This window comes from Polynucleobacter sp. AP-Sving-400A-A2, from assembly GCF_018688155.1.
In the GTDB taxonomy this organism is placed as follows: domain Bacteria; phylum Pseudomonadota; class Gammaproteobacteria; order Burkholderiales; family Burkholderiaceae; genus Polynucleobacter.
In genome coordinates this window covers 1571247-1588407 of the sequence record NZ_CP061312.1, presented here as the reverse complement: position 1 = coordinate 1588407, position 17161 = coordinate 1571247, and the positions used below count along the sequence as shown (strand labels likewise).

Here is a 17161-nt window from a genome sequence, read left to right as displayed (position 1 = left end):
ATTTCGCTGTTAGGTCGCAAAAAAGGAGAGACCATGGGGCTTACCGTGGGGAGCAATCAAGATACTTTCAATTACAAAGTTGTCAGCCAATTTGCCATCGTTACGGTGCTTTGGGGAATTGTGGGCATGCTTGTGGGAGTCGTCCTTGCTGCACAGCTAATTTGGCCTGATATCACTTTTAATATTCCCTGGTTAAGCTATGGCCGCTTACGCCCATTGCATACCAATGCGGTCATTTTTGCATTCGGTGGATCGGCCTTATTTGCGACATCTTATTACATCGTGCAGCGCACATGCCAGGCAAGACTTTTTTGTGACAAGCTAGCCACTTTTACTTTTTGGGGTTGGCAGTTAGTGATTGTGCTGGCCGCAATTACCTTGCCTCTGGGCATATCAAGCTCTAAGGAATACGCAGAACTAGAGTGGCCAATTGATATCCTGATCACCTTGGTTTGGGTTGCCTATGCTGTGGTTTTTTTTGGCACCATTATGAAACGTAAAACAAAGCATATTTATGTTTCCAATTGGTTCTTTGGCGCGTATATCCTGACGATTGCCATTCTGCATATTTTTAACAATTTGGAAATGCCTGCAAGTATGTGGAAATCCTATTCCGCATATGCCGGTGTACAAGACGCCATGGTGCAGTGGTGGTATGGCCACAATGCAGTTGGGTTTTTCTTAACGACCAGCTTCTTAGGCATGATGTATTACTTCATTCCCAAGCAAGCAGAGCGTCCAATCTATTCATATCGCTTATCCATCGTTCACTTCTGGGCTTTGAACTTCACCTACATGTGGGCGGGCCCTCATCATTTACAACACACGTCTTTGCCTGACTGGGCTCAGTCACTCGGAACTGTATTCTCTATTATTTTGTTGGCTCCATCATGGGGCGGCATGATCAACGGCATCATGACTTTATCTGGTGCTTGGTCTAAATTACGCACCGATCCCATCTTAAAATTCTTGGTAGTGGCATTGTCTTTCTATGGCATGTCTACGTTTGAAGGTTCAATGATGTCTATCAAGACTGTTAATAGCTTGTCGCATTACACCGACTGGACTATTGGCCACGTTCACTCAGGCGCCCTCGGATGGGTTGCCATGATTACGATTGGCTCCCTGTACTACCTTTTTCCCCGTTTAGTTGGACAAAAAGACATGTATAGCATCCGCTTAATTGAGATGCATTTCTGGATCGCCACGATCGGTGTGGTGCTTTACATTGCTGCGATGTGGATTGCCGGAGTAATGCAAGGTTTGATGTGGAGAGCATTTGAGCCAGATGGCACATTAACTTACAGCTTTGTTGAGTCTGTAAAAGCAACCTATCCTTTTTATGTGATTCGTTTGTTAGGCGGCCTCTGTTACTTAAGCGGCATGCTCTTGATGGCATATAACGTTTATAAGACGGTAATTGGTAAAACATTCGTCAATGCTCCTATTCCACAAACATCAGCAGCTATTCGCTAAGGGGAGGAAAAATGTCTAATGAAAATAAATTCTTTTCTCACGGAACCCTTGAAAAAAATGTTGGCTGGTTAATTATTGCCACCATCATTGTGGTGTCTATCGCTGGTTTAGTGCAAATTGTTCCTCTATTTTTTCAGCACACCACAACTGAACCAAGCCCTGGGGTAGCACCATACACAGCATTACGTTTGGCTGGTCGTGACATCTACCAGCGTGAAGGTTGCGTTGGCTGTCATTCACAACAGATTCGTACATTACGTTCAGAAGTTGAGCGTTACGGCCCTTATTCCTTGGCTGGTGAGTCAGTATTTGATCGTCCTTTCCTATGGGGTAGTAAGCGTACTGGCCCTGATTTAGCTCGGGTTGGTGCTCGTTACTCTGATGATTGGCATCGTATCCACTTGCGTAATCCGCGTGATGTCGTTCCTGAGTCCAATATGCCTGGATATCCTTGGTTGCAGAAGAGCGCTGCTGACGCTTCCTCGATTCAGTCTCATATGATGGCAATGCGTCGTTTAGGCGTTCCTTACGCTGATGAAATGATTGCTGAGGCACCTAAGGATTTGGAAGGTAAGACTGAAGAGGATGCCTTGATTGCCTATCTGCAAGGTTTAGGCATCAATCGTCGCTACATCATGGTTGATGAAGTTGTGGCGAAATAAATCAAATGGAACAGATCACAGCTTATCTTTCCGCTCTTTCGACCGTCATTGGACTCGCCTTTTTTGTAGGGATTGTTTGGTGGGCTTGGTCTCCAGGTAGAAAGTCTGCCAATGAAGAATCAGCCGAACTTCCATTTGATCTTCCGGATGAATTTAGTAAGGACAAATCATGAGCGACTTTTTTAATAGCGGTTGGAGTAATTACATCGCGCTAGTTTCATTAGTCGGTATTGTTTGGTGTATTTGGCTTCTGGCTTCACAACGTAAGGCTAAGGTAATCCATACAGCAGATGGTGCAGTAGCAGATACAGGTCATGTTTGGGATGGCGATTTGCGCGAACTCAACAATCCATTGCCACGCTGGTGGGCGTGGATGTTCTTGTTATCTTGCATCTTTGCCTTGGTCTACCTAGTGTTATTTCCGGGTTTAGGTTCATTTCCAGGGGTAGTTGGCTATACCACTGACGGCGCTTTGATGAGATCTATGACGGAGGCAAATGAAGAGTTAAAGCCTGTGTACGCTAAGTATGTGAAGATGGATATTGAGGAAGTTGCTGCAGATCCGAAGGCGCGTGAAATGGGTCAGCGTTTATTTTTAAACTCCTGTGCTCAGTGCCATGGTTCAGATGCGGGCGGCGCAAAAGGTTTTCCGAATTTGACCGATGGAGATTGGCTCTATGGCGGTTCCCCAGAAAATATTAAGACGACCCTCATTAATGGACGCAATGGAGTAATGCCTGCATATGGACATCTCGAGGCTACGCAGATTGTAGATTTAGCCAACCATGTTCGCAGCTTATCTGGTCTAACTGCTGACGATACAAAAGTCGCTCGTGGCGCAGAATTATTTAAATCCAATTGCGTAGCTTGTCATGGTATAGAGGGTAAAGGCAATATTGCCATGGGAGCACCTAACCTGACTGATAAGACTTGGCTATATGGTGGATCAGAGGCAACCATTGTGGAGACTCTCACTAAAGGCCGGATGGCTATGATGCCGTCTCAAGATAAAGTATTGAGCCCTGAAAAGATTCATCTTTTAACGGCTTATGTTTGGGGTTTATCCAAGAACAAGATGGCTGCAGCTAAGTAATCAGTGTCAGATCATTCGCCGGTAGGTAAGCCTATTCCGATAGATGTGATTGAGCAATCTCTTTACGAGATCCGGCGAAAGATTTACCCACGATCTGTTAGTGGCTTATTTGCTCGCTGGCGTCTCATCTTGGTATTTGCAACGCAATTATTGTTTTATGGTCTGCCTTGGATTAGCTGGAATGATCGTCAAGCAGTACTCTTTGATTTAATTCAGCGTAAGTTTTATATCTTCGGCCTCGTGCTGTGGCCACAGGACGTCATTTATCTCACGCTCCTGTTAATTCTCTCTGCCTTAGCTCTCTTTTTATTCACGGCGATTGCGGGTCGATTATTTTGTGGCTACGCTTGTCCCCAAACGGTCTATACCGAAATTTTTATGTGGATCGAGCGTAAGGTTGAAGGCGATCGTTTTGCGCGGATTCGCTTAGACGGTGAAGAATGGCCTTGGGGTATTTGTAAGTGGCGCCTCAAAATTACTAAGCATTTCCTGTGGTTCTTGATTGCTTTTTGGACTGGTTTTACTTTCATTGGCTATTTCACTCCAATTGAAACCCTCAGCACCTCCATCTTACATCTTTCTTTGGGACCATGGCAAACCTTTTGGTTGTGTTTTTATAGCTTTGCAACCTGGGGTAATGCGGGCTTCATGCGCGAGCAAGTGTGTAAATATATGTGTCCATATGCACGCTTCCAAAGTGTGATGGTAGACAAAGATACTTTCTTGGTCACCTACGATAAGGTTCGGGGTGAGCCACGGGGTAGCCGTAACAAGTCAGCAGATCATACAACTCTGGGTCTAGGTGATTGCGTAGATTGCAGTATTTGTGTGCAAGTCTGCCCAACCGGCATTGACATCCGAGATGGCCTGCAATACATGTGTATTGGATGTGGCGCCTGTATTGATGCTTGTGATCAAGTAATGGAAAAAGTGGATTATCCAAAAGGCTTGATTCGGTATACAACCGAGCGAGCCATTGAAGAAAAAGAAACCAATCAAAATGCACTACGTCATATCTTACGACCACGTGTTTTGATCTACATCGCTTTTATTACTGTACTTACCAGTGCCTTCTTGATCTCATTGCTGACCCGAAATCCCTTAAGGGTTGATGTCATGCGTGATCGTGGAGCATTGGCTCGCGAAGTGGATGGTGTCCGTATTGAAAATATTTACCGTATTCAGATCATGAATGCATCAGAAAATAAGATGAATGTACAGCTCAAGGCAAGTGGCCTATCGGATTTAAGAATACTTAATTCTCAGGGAGAGTTGCTTACGGAGGTTGCGGTAGGACCAGCCAGTAATCTTTTGATTCCGATTAAAGTAAGTACTACTGTAGGTGCGCATGAGTCTGGTAATTACCCAATTTACTTTGATGTCATTGGTCAAGAGCTATCTGGTGGCGAGTGGATTACCAGGACCCGCGATGAAAAATCAAGTTTTATTATTCCCCGCTAAGCTATATACCGAAGGATAGAGAGAGGATAAATATGTCAGAACATGAAGCTAACAAGCCTTGGTTTAAACAGCTGTGGCCCTGGCTGCTGATTAGTGGTCCAGCACTTGCTGCCATTGGATGTGTGATTACTATTTATTTGGCGGTCAATCTCTACTCAGATAAGCCTGTACGAGATGGTGTGGTGAAGCGTGGACTCAAAGTGGAGCAGCTTAAAGTGGAGCAGGACCGCAAATGAAGTATCGCCTATTCATCTGGATTATGTGGCCTTCATTCTTGGCCTCCATCTTGGCTGAAGGCCTACTCTTTAGCATTGTGCATCCTGCTGAGTTGTTATTTTTTGGTCATCACCCTAATATCTCTGACGAGGGTATTTACACCATCGGATTTTTTGTTATCTGGATCTTTTGCTCATTTTCGAGTGCTCTGACAGCCTATATTCTTCCGGGAATTCATGCTGACACTAAGAACTCGGATACAAGCTTAATATAGACTTCAATTAGCACATGGCTTGATCTGTACTGTACGTTCAGGGTTTGGGATGCCGGCCAGTTCATGCAGTCCGTCCATGTCTATGAGTTTGATATGACGTTGTTTAATTTGAATAAGTCCTGATTCGGCAAAGCGTGAGAGCATCCGGCTCACTGTTTCAATCTGAATACCGAGATAGCTGCCAATTTCTACGCGACTCATGCGCAAATCAAATTCATTATTGAGGTAGCCTCGTGCAGCCAAGCGCTGAGAAAGATTGAGCAGAAAAGTTGCTAAACGCTCCTCAGCACGCAAGCTACCGAGTGAGAGTAGGTGACGTTGATCTTGGGTGAGTTCACGGCTCAAAATGCGGTGAAACTGCTTTTGCAGTGCCGGAATTTGGTGTGCTAAGTCCTCAAATGCCTCATAGCGAATAATGCACACCTCACTCTCTTCCAGAGCAATCGCTTCAGATTGATAGCTGCCGTCTCCAATACCATCAAGCCCTAAGATCTCACCAGGTAGATGAAAGCCGATGACTTGTTGACGCCCATCCTCCAAGCCATACTCAGTCTTGAGAGTGCCATAACGAATGCTGTAGACCGCAGAAAGTGGGTCACCATGACGGTAGAGGCTCTCACCTTTTTGTAGATGAACCCGTTCTTTTACAAGAGTGTCAATCTTAGCGATGTCAGTTGGGCTAATGCCCACTGGCAAGCAAAACTGACCTAGTACACAGACTGAGCATTTGCCACTGGGGACATCTGAGTTGGTGTAATTCATATTAGATCGGTTTATTCTACTCGGATAATGTGCAATTTTAATATTTCTCTCGAATGCTGACTGCCAGTCTTCTGTTGGCTGTCTTCTTGGGCGCTCTAGTTAGTGGGTGGCACTGCGCTTTGATGTGTGGCGGTATTGCTGCCGCAGTTGAGCGTCAAGGTAACTCTAGTGGAGTGACTTATGCTCCATTGCAAAGTAAGTCAGAGCTGTTTTATCTTCAGATCATCATGCACGCTGGACGTTTAACGACCTATGTTTTGCTCGGTACATTGGCTGCTTGGGCTGGAGCAGTTCTTTGGCAGCAGAATATAGTGCCCATTCAGCGCCCTTTGTTTGCCATTACATCACTTATTTTATTGCTAATGGGTTTACGTCTACTGCATCCAAGACCAAATGGCTCTCCATTTTTAGGTAAGTGGCTTGGCGCACGAATGGCTACTTACTGGGCTCAGTATTTAGGGAGTTTCACAGGCCGTTCATTCCGCTGGTTTAGTGGGATGGTATGGGGTCTTGTTCCTTGTGGTTTGGTCTACAGTGTTTTACCGCTCGCCTTTTTATCGGGGGATGTCTTAACGGGTGCAGCGCTAATGCTGGCGTTTGGTTTGGGCACTTTGCCTAATCTATTGTTGATTTCAAAATTTTCAGCAGCTCTGACACAACTTAGTCAATATGCTGTGGTGAGATACATTGCTGCAGGTCTTTTGTTGTCAGCCGCTCTATTTGGGCTTTATCGTGCCTGGTATTTGCCGGACGCTTTACTGAAGGGCGGTTTCTGTATCGGTTAATGGGATTGGCTGATCGCTCTAGCGATGCCTTGCTGCAGGTCTGGGTAGATGCAATCGATAGGTAGGCACTCGAAGAGGCCTGCTCGAGTGGCCATCTCGTAGGGTTGATGTGCTAGACCACAAATGATGAGTTTGATATTCCGATTTTTACAAACTGTTTCAAGTTCAAGTACAGCGTCCATACCAGAAACGTCGATGTAGATCACGTTCTTGAGGTCAAGTATCAATACTTGTGAGGGCAATTCGTTTTCAATGTTCTCCAGAATTTTGACTGCACCAAAAAAGATAGCGCCATAAATTCTGAATGCAGCAATCCTTCCCTGATACTGCTGTAGCTCTGGAAAATCAGCGAGATTGACCGGTTCATAGCGTGACAAACTGGAGATGCGATAAATGAAGGTGACGAAAGCAAGCAGCAAGCCTACTTGTATTGCAATAGTGAGATCTAACACGATGGTCAGAGCAAATACACTCAACATCGTTAAGCGATAGGGCAGGCGAAATTGCTTGAGGTCTGCAAACTTTCTCCATTCGCCCATATTCCAGGCAACAAACATGAGGATGGCAGCTAGGCAAGCCAGAGGAATATTTTCTGCTAGCGGAGCTCCAAATAAAATAATCACTAGCAATGTTACTGAGTGAATGATTCCAGCAATTGGAGTACTTCCCCCGCTCTGTATGTTGGTAACCGTTCTGGCAATCGTTCCTGTAGCCGGCATGCCACCAAAGAATGGGGTGACTACATTGGCAACACCCTGAGCCATCAGCTCTTGATTAGATTCATGACGATCATGAATCAGTCCATCAGCAATTCGGGCGCACAGTAGCGACTCAATCGCTCCAAGTAGAGCGAGGGTAATTGCAGGCGCAATCACAAATTGTGCGGTGCCCCAGCTGATCGGGATCCATTCAAAACTCGGCAGACCAGGGGGGATGCCGCCAAAGCGACTGCCAATGGTATCTACTGGCAGATTAAATGTACTCGTGATTATGGTGGCGGCAGCCATGGCAATGACGGTGCCTGGCAGATGACTCAGCTGTCCCAGCTGTTTTTGAAAGACTCTCCAAGCAATTAAAAAGGCGAGAGTTCCGCTGGATAGCATGAGTGCGATAGGGTTAACCGTATCGGCAGCAGCATACAGAGTTTGAATTGCTTGAAAAAACTCAGCAGGCATTTTGGTAATTTGAAGGCCAAAAAATTCTTTTACTTGAGATAGTCCAATCAGCACGGCGATGCCGTTGGTAAAACCAATAATGACCGCTATTGGAATAAAGCGAATTAATGTCCCCAGCCGAAAGAGACCCATCAGAAATAAAAATACTCCAGACATGACAGTAGCTAGGAGTAAATTGGCAAGGCCATAGTGCTCAACAATGCCGTAAACAATCACGATGAATGCGCCAGCCGGCCCGCCAATTTGGACGCGGCTGCCACCCAAGACGGAAATGAATCCGCCAGCAATGATAGCGGTAAAGATACCTGCCTCTGGTTTGAGCCCACTGGCAATCGCAAATGCCATCGCTAAAGGTAGTGCAACTACTCCAACCGTGATGCCTGCCAATATATCTTTGCTAAAAAGGGCGCCGTTATAGCCCTGAAGGGTATCGAGTAGTTTGGGGTGAAAAAAACGCATGTGCGAAAGGCTCTTAAGCCATCCGATTGCCAACCCAGTAGGCAATCGTTGCGGATAGTGCAGTAACAGCAGATCCCCAGGCAATGTCTACAAATGCTAAGCGCATGGGAAAGTCGCGAATCACTGCAAGATTCGTGAGGTCGTAAGTCATATAACAAAAGAAACCAAATAGGGCGCCATACTGCGCCGCATATATCCAGGACTGTTTTGAAATCGCTGGAAAGATCACGAAAATCGATGCCCCAAGCGCGTACAAGAGATAAAAGGCTAGTCCTGCCCATAATTTTGGCTCACTAGCCATCAGGGAGCCCATCTCGTCACGATAGAGATTTCTAGCGATGCCAAGAAGCCAAATTAAATCAATGATGATCAGTGTTAAGAGAAACGAAAAATACACTGCAAGGTACTTGAGCAATTTAGTTTCCTTTTTTATGCTTTTACAGTTGAGCAATAAAGATTATGATGGAATGAAAGGTATTACGGTTAATTTAACAGGAGTCAATATGTTCAAGCATTTATTAGTACCCGTTGATGGTTCAGATGTGAGTAAAAAGTCCTTAAAAAAGGTAGCTGAGCTTGCAAAGGCCGATAAAGCTGCCGTGACGTTGGTTTATGTTTCTGATCCAATGCCACCAATGGTGTATTCCGATAGCTCGATGGGCTACGGAATTTCTCAAAAAGACCATAAGAAGGTCTGCGAAGCTTATGCAGCAGATGTCTTCAAAAAGGCTTCTCTTTTATTGGGCACTAGCGTAAAAGCAAGCAGCCTTCATATCCCTAATAGCAATTTATCAGAGGGTATTTTGGATGCTGCTAAGAAATCGAAAGCTGACGTGATTGTGATGGCCTCACATAAGCGTACAGGCATTAAGAGCGTCTTACTAGGTAGCGAAACGCACGAGGTGATTGTGCACTCTAAGATACCAGTATTGGTGCTTGGTTAAGAACTAATGTATCTAAAAGTGAAGGGGTCCTATGGACCCCTTTTTAATAGCGGATTTGCGTCTCCTAATTCATGGGTGGCGAACCCAGTAATAGAATTTCTCGAGTGAGTAAGCCACTATCGCTATCGCGCATATTCCACAAATCCAGCTGGGTTTTTACTGCGTAGGGATCAACATAGACCCCATCCTTTCTCAATTCAAAATGGAGATGGGGGCCTGTGGAGCGTCCAGTCGATCCGACATAGCCAATCTCAAGACCACGCCGTACCTCATTGCCCACCTCTAGCTCAGCGTTGTAGCCGCTCAAGTGAGCATAGTAGGTGCGGTAGTTGCCGGGATGCTCAAGAATGATGAGGTTGCCAAACGCGCCGCTATAGCCTAAATGCACTACCCTGCCTGTAGCTACGCTAAAGATTGGCGTCCCAGTTGGTGCTGAATAATCAATGCCCATATGGGTGCGATATCTTTGTTTGGGAGCAGCAACAACAGCGCTACCGTTCTTTGGCGGCGCAGCTTTTTTGCTTGATGCTCTGACACTACCAACCCCGCGGGAGATACGTCGATAGCTCAGGGGATTGGTCCAGAAAGTACGCTCAATCGATTCACCGCTGGAGGTATAAAAGCCCCCGGGGATATCATTTCTTTCGACCCAAAAAGCGCTGGCAAATACTTCATTTGAGGATGGTTCAATAATTTCTACAGCCCAAATTTGAGCCCAACGTTCCTTATCGCCAAAATCTACAATCAGTCGAACAATGCTGTTGGTATTTTCAAGCGCATTATTTTCTTCGGGGTAAATTTGCTTGATGATGGAGTTCAGCTCCCAGACCAATTCAACGGGTAATTTATCCCCTACTTTTTTGGGATCATATAAAACAGCGCTCAGGGGCAATTGAATTTCCGTAAAGCGCTTAGACTCCTCTCTGAGGTAGTCCTGCTGAATTAAGAAGTTACCCGCTGCTGATGGTGTAAAAGTCCAAATCTCAGTCTTGGCATCCTGTATCGGGCCATTCATGACGCTTAAGGATTCGAAGCGGTTGCGGTTGCCGAGGGCTAATGCATAAGGAATGCAATTGCCCCGCATTCGATTAAAAAAACCTTTAGTTTGAGATTTGAAGAATTCATTGAATTCTCGATTGTCCACGCCCAGACTAGCTGGAAGATTCTCTTCGTTAAAGCTACGACGTAGGCAACCACGTTGGACGCGATAGTCTAGATTCGCACCACTTTCATTGCTATCTGTACTCTCAATCCGTTTAAATAACTCAGGATTTAAGTTCATGCTTTTACTAGAGCGATTGAGTGAGTTTTCTTTCAGCTGAATACCGGCCTGCTTATTATTGGCGCTGACCGCTTTTTGCTTTACCTGAGGAGTTTTGTTAGTTTTACTCGTTGAACTTGCTTGTTGAGCTTGCACACTAGAAACCAGCACGATCAGAGAGAGTCCGGCAATGTTGATGACGTTTCTTAATAAGTGAGGTAATTGGCTCGCTATTTTTTTCACCGCTCAATTATCCAATATTGTTGCCCAGCCCCCCGTTTTTTATGTTGTAGTGCAGCAATTTTCTATTGAAGTTGGTCAAGGAAAGTAGCAAAAGTTGTAGATACAATAAATTTTTATCAAAGGAATTCTCATGCCCATTATTGAGTCAGTATCAGTTGCTGCAGTAGCAGTGCCTCTAGATAAGGTCACCTCCTTTTCTACTCGAACGGTTTCAGAGCGGCATTATTGCTTGGTTAAAGTGCGGGGCAAGGATGGTAATGAGGGTATTGGGTTTTGCTATGTCGGCAGTGCGGGTGGAGATATTGCCAAGATTGCCGTTGAGCAATTACTAGCCCCAAAACTGATTGGTCAAAATAGTCATCGCAGCGAAGGTCTGTGGATGGACATGTATAACGAGTCTATCTTGCAAGGGCGCGCTGGTGCGGTGATGCGTGGCATCTCCATTCTTGATACGGCACTTTGGGACTTGAATGCCCGTGCCGCGAAATTACCTCTTCATCAATACCTAGGATCAGTTGTAGATGATCGCGTTCCGGCTTATGCCAGCGGTGGTTACTACCTTGATGGTAAAACGCCCGCCAAGTTGGGCAAAGAAATGGAGTCCTACGTAAAACAGGGCTTTAAGGCTGTCAAAATGAAAGTAGGGCGCCTATCTCCAAGAGAAGAAGAAGCTCGTGTTAAAGCTGCTCGTATGGCCGTAGGCGAGGACGTTTTGCTGACCCTAGATGCCAATAACGCTTGGCGTGACCTGCCGACTGCTCTTGAATATATTCGCCGCTTTGAGGCTTACAACCCCTATTGGATTGAAGAGCCATTTTCTCCAGATGCTATCGACCTGCATGCGGCGCTAGCCCGTCAGACTAAGATCAATGTTGCTACCGGTGAGATGGAGGCAGGACGCTGGCGTTTTAGGGAGCTCATCGAAGCTGGTGGCGTTACTATTTTGCAGTCTGATGCGGCAGTCTGTGGCGGTATTACGGAGTGGCGTCGTATTTCTGCTTATGCGGATTTAAAGGGAGTGATTGTTTGCCCACATTGGATGCATGATCTTCATGCTCCTTTGGTGGCAGCAACGCCAAATGCACGTTTTGTAGAGTTCTTCTTGGATGATCAGGTCTTGAACTTCCGCAGATTAATTAATAAGCAGCTCACCTTCAAGAATGGCGATTTGATCTTACATAAGACGCCGGGATTAGGATTTGAGTTTGATGAAACTGCTATCAAAAAGTATGCTGGTAAGGCTGCTTGGACAAAGATTATTTAAAGTATTTAAATTCTCAGTAATAAAAAATCCCGCTCAAGAGGCGGGATTTTTGATGGTCATGAACTACTTCAATAGTTTCAGGTGGATTTGGGATTGAGTTTGTAGTGAGTAATCAGTTGGGTGACGAGCACCAAAGCAAAACCAATAAAACCAATCAGATCAGCTTCGGTGGAGGGATAGGCTAAAGCCACCCCGGAGATCACCATGATGACGCGCTCAAAGACTTTGGTTTTTTCAATAAACCAACCCTGTAAGCCACCGGCCAAACAAATGATGCCAACTACGGCAGTAAATGAAATCCAGGCAATCTGCGTCCAGTCAGCCTGTTCCAGAGCGCTAGTAGATCCCATCAGGAGCAAGCTCACGCCTGATTCATCGAGGACAAACATAAATGGTACTAAGATCGCTGGGGCAACATACTTCCATGTCTGTAGTGTTGTCTTATAGGGGTTGCCTTTGCAGATTGCCGCTGCTGCAAAAGGAGAAAGTGCAGTTGGGGGCGACACCTCTGAAAGCACGGCGTAATAGAAGATGAACATATGCGCGGCAAATGCAGGTACACCTAAGTTAATGAGTGCCGGTGCAGCGATCACAGCGCAAATAATATAAGAGGCAGTTACTGGTACTGCAAGGCCAACGATCCAGACAATCAATGCTGTAAAGATGGCCGTTAGCAACAATGAGCCTCCTGCATACTGAATCACGATGGAGCTAAATTTGAGACCTAGGCCAGTGAGGGTGACAGTACCCACGATGAGGCCTGCACCCGCACACGTTGCTGCAATCGCTAATACGCCTGTAGAGCCAGACGAGAGCGCCTTCGATAAACTGGAATTGTAAAGGCCAGAGAGTATGGGTTCTTTACCTTTAAACCAGGCCCATGGAATGATCGCGGTATCTTCGCGCAACATACTAGACAGTGCAGAAACAACGGTAGCCCAAAAGACTGACATCACTGGCGAGAAGCCAAACATCATAAAAACGACAATAGAAATTAAAGAGAAAAAATGAAACCAATATTTCTTGGTTAATTGCCAAGCGCTTTCTGCGGATGGGAAATGAATATTTTTCATACCGTACTTCCGTACGTCGATTTCCACCATAACAAACAAGCCAAGGTAGAACAGAATCGTAGGGATGGTTGCCATGAGCAACACATCTAAGTAGGAAATTTTGAGGAAGTCGGCAATCAGAAAGGCTGCCGCTCCCAATACTGGTGGTGAGATGATCGCACCAAGTCCACCTGCAGCCAAAAGACCACCTGCGGCATTTTTCTCGTAACCTACTTTTTCAAGCATGGGCGCAGCTACAGAGCCAACCGTAACAGTAGTTGCCACACCGGATCCTGATGGGCCGCCCATGAGGAAGGAAGACAAAACAATCGTTCTACCTACCCCAGATGATTTGCCGCCCATTGCAGCAAAAGAGAAGTCGATGAAGAATTTTCCTGCGCCAGTAAATTGTAAAAAGGCACCAAAGATAGTGAAAAGAATAATCAGGGTTGCAGAGACGTCGACGGCGGTGCCATAGATACCCTCAAGACTCATGTACATATAACCTACGAGTCGATCTAAGTCATAACCTTTATGAGTCCATGGGGCGGGAAGGTAGTTGCCAAAGAAAGCATATAACAAGAAAAGTACTGTAACGGTGACGAGCACCATGCCATTGGTTCTTCTCACGCCCTCAAGGATGAGCAGTATGAGAGCGATACCAACCATGACGTCAGTAGAATTTGGGGCGGTGTTTCTGTCCATGAGATCGTCGCCGCCGGACAGAATGTAATAGGCGATAGCAACTGAGCCTATGGCAAATAAAACATCCCAAAATTTCAACTGGTTTTTAAAACGAGCAGCAATAGGAAAGCTTAAGAACACTAAAAACAAGACTAGGGCAACGTGGATGACTCTGAGTTGATGTGTTGGAACAATCGAGTAGGCTGCATATAGATGGAATAAAGACATGCCTATTGCCACCAGCGTAATGAATATAGCTAGCAGACCTTTATAGTCATTAGAATCACCCTCTTCTTGCTTAATGAAGGCATCTAATTTTGCTTGGGTTTCGTTATCAATTACATTTTGATTCATGTCTTTATCAGTCTATTTTTATATTTACATACAGCCTTAAAGCAAAAGGGGTGAGATTAACTCACCCCGATATGACTTAGTTTACTTTGACACCTTTTTCTTTAAAGTACTTTAAAGCGCCTGGATGATAAGCAATCGGTGAAGCATTCGCTTTTTGGTTCTCTAGCTTGATATTTCTGTACTCAGCATGTGAGCGGACAAGTTCAAGCTGATTATCAAAAATAGCTTTAACAATTTTGTATGCTTCTGCATCAGACATAGAGGCGTTTACAACCAAAAGATTGGCAACCGCTGCAACTTTATTATCTTTCTCCATACCGCTATAAGTTTGCTTGGTAATGACGGATGGGAAATAAAGATTGCCATATTTTTTATTCATAGCGGGAACTTCAGCAGTAGTGTCTACCATGACAATTTTCATGCCAGGACTGTTTGCTAAATCGGTAACAGCGGCAGTTGGTAATCCGCCTACCCAAAAGAAGGCATCAATCTTGCGGTCTTTTACAGCATTGACAGATTCTGCAACGCTCAAGCGCTCACGCTTGACATCTTTGTCTTTATCCAGACCTGCAGCCTCTAATAAGCGAAAAGCCATGACTTCAGTAGCACTTCCTGGTGCGCCTGTACTGATGCGCTTACCTTTGAGATCTTTCATGGTTTTAATGCCAGTCGATTCGACGGTAGCAACGTGCATGAGGTTTGGATACAGTATGAGTAAGTTGCGTAAATCAACTGGCTTATCCTTGAATTTATCCTCACCATCTTTAGCATCTTTCGCAGCATCAGCCATTGAGAAACCAACGTAAGGTTTACCAGTGCCAACGAGCTTTAAATTATCAACCGAGCCACCTGTCACTTCAGCAGTTGCTGACATTCCTGGTACATGCTTGGATAACACTGAGGCTAAACCACCACCCATTGGGTAGTAAACACCACCAGTACCACCGGTTGCGATAGAAATGTTTTGCGCTTGTGCGGCACCAAAAAACATCGTGATAGATATGGCAATCGTTTTTATAAGCTTCATTTTTGTCTCCTGTTTTGCATCTATGAAATTAAAGGCCTGGCATGCTGAAATTCATTTTTTGTAGCTCGCCCAATAACTTTGCTTGCTGGTCTGCGCTCAGTTGCATGAGTGGTGGGCGTACGCGCAACCACTCTGGATCCTTACTGTAATGCGCAACTGCAGTTTTCATACCAGCAATCATTTGATATTGAGCAAAAATGGAGCGTACTTGATCTAGAGCAGTTTGGTGTTGATCTGCATCAGATTCTTGCCAATGGGATGCTAATTGAGCGATCGCTTTAGGGTTTACGTTAGCTGTGGCGGAGATGCAGCCTACGCCACCAGCGTGCAAGGTACGCATGAGAAAGACTTCGCTACCAGCATAAACGCGGAAACCGGAGGGTGCCAATAGTTTAATGACAGATTCCGTATAAGCCCAATCGCCAGAACTATCTTTCATACCAACGATGGTTTTTGGATAGGCTTTTGCGAGGCGCTCTAATAAAGAGAGGCTTAAATTAATCTTAGTAACTGGTGGAATGTTGTAAATATAAATTTGTAAACCAGCATCACCCACTTTTTGAATGACTTCTGAGTAAAAGGCAAACAAACCATCATCTGTGACATCTTTGTAATAGAACGGAGGCAGCATTAATACGCCAGCACATTTGTGTTGAACGGCATGACGGGTCATCGTGACAGTGGCATCAATCGAAGTGGCGCCAGTGCCAGGCATCATATGGGCGGGATTCAGACCGCCTTGAATGAGTGCTGTTAGGGCATCCATTTTTTGTGGTGCTGAAATGGAATTGGCTTCTGAATTTGTGCCGAAGATTGCTTGGCCAACACCATTGGCTTCGAGCCATTGGCATTGCTTGAGTAATTTTTGTGTATCTGGGCTACCGTCAGCTTTAAACGGAGTCAATACAGGCGAGAGCACCGCAGGAAGTGTTGAGGGGTGTAGGGTAATGGTCATACTTGCTCCGTTTTAATTTTTTACTTCAGTCAGAAGTGGTTTTTTATTATAGAAAGCTTCTAAGTTATCTATTGCTAAATTTGTCATTAATTGCCGTGTTTCAGAGGTTGCACTACCAATATGCGGAGTTAATAGAACATTATCGAGATTTAAGAACTCTGGGTTTGGATTGGGTTCATTTTCAAATACGTCAAGCGCTGCCCCGGCAATCCATTTTTGCTGCAGTGCAACTAAAAGTGCAGTCTCATCCACCACGCTACCACGAGCAATATTGATCAGATAACCCTGTGGGCCAAGTGCCTTTAGGACTTCAGCATTGATCATTTTTTCTGTTTCTGGCGTGGCAGGGCAAGCGAGAAACAGGACGTCAGATGCCTTTGCCAAAGATTGGATATCAGGAAGGTACTCGTAAGGCAGGTCTTTTCGGGTTGGGCCGGTGTAAGCCAAATTCACCTTAAAAGGCCCTAAGCGTTTTGCCAGATCCTGCCCAATACGACCCATTCCTACAATCCCGACCTGCTTGCCGGCAAGCGTTGTGGTGACGGTAAATAAACCCTTGGACCAGGCGGCACTTTTGACAAACTCGTGAGCTTGGGGAATGCGACGTAATAAGCCAAAGAGCATGCCAATCGCTAGCTCGCAAACCGCGTCATTTAAAACGCCCGGGGTATTACTCGCCTTGATTCCATGGGCCTTCAGGTAGTCGAGGGGAAGATTGTCATAACCTACGCCACAGGTAGCCACCATCTTTACCGTCGGGAGTTTCTCAAGTAATTGGGCAGGTAGTTGGGTGTTTGAGCGAATCAAAATACTCTCAAAAGAGCCTGGAGGTAGATCGGCATTGAGGTCGGGAAAGCGAACCGGGCTAATGCGCCGGTCAACTGCCGCTTGCATTACCTCAGGAAATTGCCCGACCTGCAGCACTGAATTGACTGGGATCATGTCTCACTTACTTTTTTATTGGAATAATGAAGGCATTGTAAGAGGATTTGTGATCCTTATCTTGCCCCCGAA

18 protein-coding genes are annotated in these 17161 nt (G+C 45.4%); 10 read left to right on the top strand and 8 right to left on the bottom strand.

Annotated features, from left to right (window positions below; genetic code table 11):
• Positions 1-33 precede the first annotated feature (33 nt).
• Genes ccoN through C2758_RS08335 form a run of 7 tightly spaced genes read left to right on the top strand, consistent with a single transcriptional unit; the run spans position 34 to position 5182 of the window.
• On the top strand, positions 34-1476 hold the full coding sequence (gene ccoN, locus C2758_RS08365; protein WP_215327779.1) for a cytochrome-c oxidase, cbb3-type subunit I: 1443 nt from the start codon (positions 34-36) through the stop codon (positions 1474-1476).
• A gap of 11 nt (positions 1477-1487) precedes the next feature.
• Positions 1488-2138, top strand: coding sequence for a cytochrome-c oxidase, cbb3-type subunit II (gene ccoO, locus C2758_RS08360; RefSeq protein WP_215327777.1), 651 nt, complete (start codon positions 1488-1490; stop codon positions 2136-2138).
• A 5-nt stretch (positions 2139-2143) separates the two neighbouring features.
• Entirely contained in the window at positions 2144-2311 is a 168-nt protein-coding gene (locus C2758_RS08355) for a cbb3-type cytochrome oxidase subunit 3 (protein WP_371817694.1), read from the top strand.
• Positions 2308-3231: a cytochrome-c oxidase, cbb3-type subunit III gene (ccoP, locus tag C2758_RS08350; RefSeq protein ID WP_215327775.1), complete on the top strand. Its 924-nt coding sequence runs from the start codon at positions 2308-2310 to the stop codon at positions 3229-3231. Before C2758_RS08355 ends, ccoP begins: the two co-directional genes overlap by 4 nt.
• Before the next feature lie 3 nt (positions 3232-3234).
• Positions 3235-4692 carry a cytochrome c oxidase accessory protein CcoG gene (ccoG, locus tag C2758_RS08345; RefSeq protein WP_215327773.1) on the top strand — a complete coding sequence of 486 codons (1458 nt, stop codon included), beginning with the start codon at positions 3235-3237 and terminating at the stop codon, positions 4690-4692.
• Between the two features lie 32 nt (positions 4693-4724).
• On the top strand, positions 4725-4928 hold the full coding sequence (locus C2758_RS08340) for a FixH family protein (protein WP_215327771.1): 204 nt from the start codon (positions 4725-4727) through the stop codon (positions 4926-4928).
• Positions 4925-5182, top strand: coding sequence for a hypothetical protein (locus C2758_RS08335; protein ID WP_215327770.1), 258 nt, complete (start codon positions 4925-4927; stop codon positions 5180-5182). The genes C2758_RS08340 and C2758_RS08335 overlap by 4 nt, the downstream gene beginning before the upstream one ends.
• A 3-nt stretch (positions 5183-5185) precedes the next feature.
• On the opposite strand, the gene C2758_RS08330 is transcribed toward C2758_RS08335, so the two are convergent.
• The gene (locus C2758_RS08330) at positions 5186-5944 is read right to left on the bottom strand and encodes a helix-turn-helix domain-containing protein (protein WP_215327769.1); all 759 of its coding nucleotides are present in this window, start codon (positions 5942-5944) and stop codon (positions 5186-5188) included.
• Positions 5945-5997: 53 nt separating this feature from the next.
• Between C2758_RS08330 and C2758_RS08325 the strand changes: the two genes are divergently transcribed.
• Positions 5998-6729, top strand: coding sequence for a sulfite exporter TauE/SafE family protein (locus C2758_RS08325; RefSeq protein WP_215327768.1), 732 nt, complete (start codon positions 5998-6000; stop codon positions 6727-6729).
• On the opposite strand, the gene C2758_RS08320 is transcribed toward C2758_RS08325, so the two are convergent.
• Together C2758_RS08320 and C2758_RS08315 are read right to left on the bottom strand one after the other, a co-directional pair.
• A complete protein-coding gene (locus C2758_RS08320; RefSeq protein ID WP_215327767.1) occupies positions 6726-8363 on the bottom strand; it encodes a SulP family inorganic anion transporter in 1638 nt (545 codons plus the stop codon). The genes C2758_RS08325 and C2758_RS08320 overlap by 4 nt on opposite strands.
• Positions 8364-8376: 13 nt before the next feature.
• A complete protein-coding gene (locus tag C2758_RS08315; RefSeq protein WP_215327766.1) occupies positions 8377-8778 on the bottom strand; it encodes a DUF2177 family protein in 402 nt (133 codons plus the stop codon).
• An 88-nt stretch (positions 8779-8866) separates the two neighbouring features.
• On the opposite strand from C2758_RS08315, the gene C2758_RS08310 reads away from it, so the two are divergent.
• Positions 8867-9307 (top strand): universal stress protein, encoded by a 441-nt coding sequence (locus tag C2758_RS08310; RefSeq protein WP_215327765.1) that lies wholly within the window; start codon positions 8867-8869, stop codon positions 9305-9307.
• A gap of 64 nt (positions 9308-9371) precedes the next feature.
• Here C2758_RS08310 and C2758_RS08305 read toward each other — a convergent pair whose 3' ends face one another.
• Complete coding sequence (locus C2758_RS08305; RefSeq protein ID WP_251369175.1) at positions 9372-10811, bottom strand: M23 family metallopeptidase; 1440 nt, start codon at positions 10809-10811, stop codon at positions 9372-9374.
• 130 nt (positions 10812-10941) lie between these two features.
• Here C2758_RS08305 and C2758_RS08300 point away from each other — a divergent pair, with 130 nt between their 5' ends.
• On the top strand, positions 10942-12075 hold the full coding sequence (locus C2758_RS08300) for a mandelate racemase/muconate lactonizing enzyme family protein (protein ID WP_215327764.1): 1134 nt from the start codon (positions 10942-10944) through the stop codon (positions 12073-12075).
• A 77-nt stretch (positions 12076-12152) separates the two neighbouring features.
• On the opposite strand, the gene C2758_RS08295 is transcribed toward C2758_RS08300, so the two are convergent.
• The 4 genes from C2758_RS08295 to C2758_RS08280 all read right to left on the bottom strand — a co-directional run bounded on the left by C2758_RS08295 (position 12153) and on the right by C2758_RS08280 (position 17089).
• A complete protein-coding gene (locus C2758_RS08295) occupies positions 12153-14165 on the bottom strand; it encodes a TRAP transporter fused permease subunit (protein WP_215327762.1) in 2013 nt (670 codons plus the stop codon).
• A gap of 76 nt (positions 14166-14241) precedes the next feature.
• Positions 14242-15192 (bottom strand): TAXI family TRAP transporter solute-binding subunit, encoded by a 951-nt coding sequence (locus C2758_RS08290; protein WP_215327760.1) that lies wholly within the window; start codon positions 15190-15192, stop codon positions 14242-14244.
• Between the two features lie 28 nt (positions 15193-15220).
• Positions 15221-16147, bottom strand: a complete 927-nt coding sequence (locus C2758_RS08285) for a dihydrodipicolinate synthase family protein (protein ID WP_215327759.1) — start codon at positions 16145-16147, stop codon at positions 15221-15223.
• A 12-nt stretch (positions 16148-16159) separates the two neighbouring features.
• Positions 16160-17089, bottom strand: coding sequence for a 2-hydroxyacid dehydrogenase (locus C2758_RS08280; protein ID WP_215327758.1), 930 nt, complete (start codon positions 17087-17089; stop codon positions 16160-16162).
• Positions 17090-17161: the final 72 nt, after the last annotated feature.

Coding starts and splice junctions, on each gene's coding strand:
- ccoN (WP_215327779.1), top strand. CDS start 34: ATGGGGCTTACCGTGGGGAGCAATCAAGATACTTTCAATTACAAAGTT.
- ccoO (WP_215327777.1), top strand. CDS start 1,488: ATGTCTAATGAAAATAAATTCTTTTCTCACGGAACCCTTGAAAAAAAT.
- C2758_RS08355 (WP_371817694.1), top strand. CDS start 2,144: ATGGAACAGATCACAGCTTATCTTTCCGCTCTTTCGACCGTCATTGGA.
- ccoP (WP_215327775.1), top strand. CDS start 2,308: ATGAGCGACTTTTTTAATAGCGGTTGGAGTAATTACATCGCGCTAGTT.
- C2758_RS08340 (WP_215327771.1), top strand. CDS start 4,725: ATGTCAGAACATGAAGCTAACAAGCCTTGGTTTAAACAGCTGTGGCCC.
- C2758_RS08335 (WP_215327770.1), top strand. CDS start 4,925: ATGAAGTATCGCCTATTCATCTGGATTATGTGGCCTTCATTCTTGGCC.
- C2758_RS08330 (WP_215327769.1), bottom strand. CDS start 5,944: ATGAATTACACCAACTCAGATGTCCCCAGTGGCAAATGCTCAGTCTGT.
- C2758_RS08325 (WP_215327768.1), top strand. CDS start 5,998: ATGCTGACTGCCAGTCTTCTGTTGGCTGTCTTCTTGGGCGCTCTAGTT.
- C2758_RS08320 (WP_215327767.1), bottom strand. CDS start 8,363: ATGCGTTTTTTTCACCCCAAACTACTCGATACCCTTCAGGGCTATAAC.
- C2758_RS08310 (WP_215327765.1), top strand. CDS start 8,867: ATGTTCAAGCATTTATTAGTACCCGTTGATGGTTCAGATGTGAGTAAA.
- C2758_RS08300 (WP_215327764.1), top strand. CDS start 10,942: ATGCCCATTATTGAGTCAGTATCAGTTGCTGCAGTAGCAGTGCCTCTA.
- C2758_RS08295 (WP_215327762.1), bottom strand. CDS start 14,165: ATGAATCAAAATGTAATTGATAACGAAACCCAAGCAAAATTAGATGCC.
- C2758_RS08290 (WP_215327760.1), bottom strand. CDS start 15,192: ATGAAGCTTATAAAAACGATTGCCATATCTATCACGATGTTTTTTGGT.
- C2758_RS08285 (WP_215327759.1), bottom strand. CDS start 16,147: ATGACCATTACCCTACACCCCTCAACACTTCCTGCGGTGCTCTCGCCT.
- C2758_RS08280 (WP_215327758.1), bottom strand. CDS start 17,089: ATGATCCCAGTCAATTCAGTGCTGCAGGTCGGGCAATTTCCTGAGGTA.